3 protein-coding genes and 1 pseudogene are annotated in these 3,283 nt (G+C 36.6%); 3 read left to right on the top strand and 1 reads right to left on the bottom strand.

The window, feature by feature from the left end; genetic code table 11:
• A pseudogene (locus AC1DTM_RS20945) lies at positions 1-136 on the bottom strand (VanW family protein); the annotation flags it as partial.
• Positions 137-601: 465 nt separating this feature from the next.
• Here AC1DTM_RS20945 and AC1DTM_RS20940 point away from each other — a divergent pair.
• The 3 genes from AC1DTM_RS20940 (at position 602) to AC1DTM_RS20930 (ending at position 3,074) form a co-directional block, all read left to right on the top strand.
• A complete protein-coding gene (locus AC1DTM_RS20940; RefSeq protein WP_016105798.1) occupies positions 602-928 on the top strand; it encodes a hypothetical protein in 327 nt (108 codons plus the stop codon).
• Positions 929-1,043: 115 nt separating this feature from the next.
• Positions 1,044-2,135 (top strand): DUF3900 domain-containing protein, encoded by a 1,092-nt coding sequence (locus tag AC1DTM_RS20935; protein WP_016105799.1) that lies wholly within the window; start codon positions 1,044-1,046, stop codon positions 2,133-2,135.
• A 399-nt stretch (positions 2,136-2,534) separates the two neighbouring features.
• Positions 2,535-3,074 (top strand): CatB-related O-acetyltransferase, encoded by a 540-nt coding sequence (locus AC1DTM_RS20930; protein WP_002199728.1) that lies wholly within the window; start codon positions 2,535-2,537, stop codon positions 3,072-3,074.
• The last annotated feature ends 209 nt before the right edge of the window (positions 3,075-3,283 follow it).

The following is a 3,283-nucleotide window of genomic DNA, read 5'->3' as shown; positions in this document are numbered from 1 at the left end:
GTACATCAGCCTTGGCCTCTACAACGTTCCCACCAAAATCACTTACTAATGCCACATCACTTACTTTTGTTCCACAACCACTTACTACAGCTACACATAGCACCCCTACTAATATACCCTTTATTTTTCGGAACAATATACTCTCTCCTTTTCCCCAACATTATTTCTTATGTATTATTTCATTTTTATGTATGTTTTGTTACAATCATTTTACAATATATTTAGAAAATGTTACAAGTTATTTTTTACTCTATTTAAATTACTCTTTTCTTTTGTAAATGTCTATACATATTTATATAAATTTTTGAGTTTGATAAGATTGTAACTTTTATGTACCCTATCTCTATCCAGTATATACCATTCAACAGATGAAATACAAATGTAAAACCCTTTCATTTCACCTCTCTAGTCACCTGCATACTTCAAAAACCGTAATACCACTTTCTCATATGTGATCATTATTAAACAACTTAAACCGAGCTTTTATAGGTAAAAACAATCATTCACTTCAGCGTATATAGGTATTTGCCGTGCCACTACTCCGCTTTCGCACATACATTATGATGAATTCAACCCACCTTTAAGAAATGGAGGAGTTTTTATGTATCCCTACAATCCTTATGATCCATATAACCAAGATGGTTACCAACCTCAGTATGATTTACAAGCACAATACCAACAATATATAGATCAAGCAGAGCAAATTAATCCATATGATCAAAATCGACAATTTCAACTTCCAATCTCTTTTCCTGGCACTGGAAACCGTCAACTAGAACGACGAGTAAATGAGCTTGAACAAAGAGTACGTCAACTAGAAAACACAGTTGAGCGCCATACACGTAGATTAAACCGCTTAAATCAGCGTTTACGTACAGTAGAAAATAGACTAAACATTCCATTTTCAGCATTAGAAGACGGATTTTAATTTCGAAAATAACAAATATATAAGGAAGGGACTCCCCCTTCCTTATATAAATTGACGAAAGTTTTTTCCATCTCTATACTGATAAGAGTTAATGAAATGAAACAAGGTGATAAATATGGATTTTGAAATAAATTTTCTTTCCTTTTATGTAGTACAAGTAGAAGGAAAAGGTGAAGCAGTTGATAAACGCTATAAACATTTTCAAACATTAGACGCTGAAGAGTATGAAGATAGCTCTTTAAAAGAATTTTTGAATGGTGAATTATTAAAAATTTCAAAGCGAAAAGTAGAACGTCACGCAAAAACAGAACAAGCCCCAACAAAGATTGGTCGCTTTATTGTAGAAGAAGGGCATGAACTCGATTCAAACCCTCATTACAACTTATTTAATCGTATTCGCTTTGCAGAAACAAAAGAAAACTTCAAAGATATGAGCGAACCTCTCGTTTATACATATCTTGACACAAGCGCTGTACGTGGTGGTGTATTTTTAATCGCTCAAGCAAAACTACGTAAATACTTTGATGATCCATTCGTATTCGTAATGAAATGTGACTTCGAACCAAAGGTTGCTTCCATTTCTGATGAATCAACGCTTATTCGTAACGTTGAAATGGCCATCACAACAAAGAATATGAAATCTATCCAATACCCATACATGCCTGAGGAAGGTATGGTCGAAGTAGGCGAGCTAAAAATTCACCAAGCATCACACGCCCGCTACTTTGAAGACTTCTTAAAATTCGTCGAGTACGAACGCTCTATGCCTGAAATTATGAAAACACAAGTAATGGACATGGTATACGACCAAATTGAAGATGTATTTGAAGAAGGTACGGAAGAACGCGAACAATTCGACCAAGCAATGGAAGTGTGGGCTGCCAGTCCGAAACGCGAAATTATGGAACAATTTTCAACCGAAGAAGTAATGGAAGCTACTGCTCAAATCGTCGAGCACGCTCCTGAAGTGGAATTAAAACTAAAAGCAGATCATATCTCTGTGAAGGCTCTACTTGCTGATTTCGGAGACCTAATACATATTGCAAAGGTAAACGACCGATATGTATTAATGATTGAAGCAGACACACTTACGTTCGAAAAAGGATTCTCTCCAATTGAGTTTTTGAAGCCGGATGAATTGCAAGATGTGATTGAGCGGATTGAGAATAAGCAGCAGTATAGTTATGGCTCAGGAGAAATCGAATAGAATAATGTAAAAAGGCAACTAAAATAACAATTATGTGTCTACACGCGTGACCATACAGTACTTAAATTTTCGGTTCTATCACTGAATAAATGCTTCCATATAACTATTTTTTACTGAGCGCTATTCACAAGCGCTCTTTTATTTTGGTCACATTTCCGTGTCTATTTGGTGGTCACTAAAAGTATATGGGTACTAAAACTTTCTACTATTTGAGTTTTTGAARTCGGATGAGCTGCAGGACGTGATTGAGCGGACTGAGAAGAAGCAGGGATACTAATATGTTTGTGTGATTTACAGAAACAAGCTATCATTTTATAGATTTAATTTTACCATTCACTACTTTACTCCCCTCTAAACCCATATACATAAGATGCTATATCTATTTGGGAGGTGTAGGGGTTGTTCTTAAATCAAAATCCACAGCTTGCTTCTTATGAAATAGGAGATTGGTCATATGGTGACCTTAATGTTCGTACTTGGGGGGAAGGAGCTTCGCTTAAATTAGGTAAGTTCTGTTCCATAGCCGACCATGTAACAGTCTTTTTAGGTGGCGAACACAGAACAGATTGGATTAGTACCTATCCATTTAATGTGATAGTTCCCGAGGGTGCGGGGTTTAGCGGTCATCCGAAAACTAAGGGAGATGTAATCATTGGTCATGACGTTTGGATAGGCAGTGGCGCTATGATTATGTCTGGAGTCAAAGTCGGAAACGGAGCTGTTATTGGCGCAAGAAGCGTTGTAACACGAGATATCCCGCCGTATGGAATAGTAGCAGGTAATCCAGCAAAGTTGGTTCGGTATCGTTTTTCACCAGAAGTGATTGAAGAACTTCAACAAATTTCTTGGTGGGACTGGGATATATCTACTATCACGGCGTCTTTACATTTTCTTCTTTCAGATAATGTAAGTGAGTTTATTCGAGAATATAAAGAATGATCAACTCACTTAAAAAGTAAATACTAAAAAACTCCTATATCTATAAATGGAATAGGAGTTTTTACATTGCTCACTAATAAATTCTCCTCATAACAAGTACTAGCCTTAGCCACCTTAATACATTTACGTTACCTTTCCCTCTTCCTGCACCTTCTCCATCTCAGCCAAATACCTAAGCTGCCTTTCCGCCTTTCTCACCGCCGTAGGAA

The sequence above is a fragment of the Bacillus sp. P4_D3 genome, from assembly GCF_056401855.1.
This window is presented reverse-complemented; position numbering and strand designations above follow the sequence as displayed.

Bases quoted from the DNA above. Each gene is read 5' to 3' on its own strand.
- AC1DTM_RS20940 (WP_016105798.1), top strand. From the start codon at position 602: ATGTATCCCTACAATCCTTATGATCCATATAACCAAGATGGTTACCAA.
- AC1DTM_RS20935 (WP_016105799.1), top strand. From the start codon at position 1,044: ATGGATTTTGAAATAAATTTTCTTTCCTTTTATGTAGTACAAGTAGAA.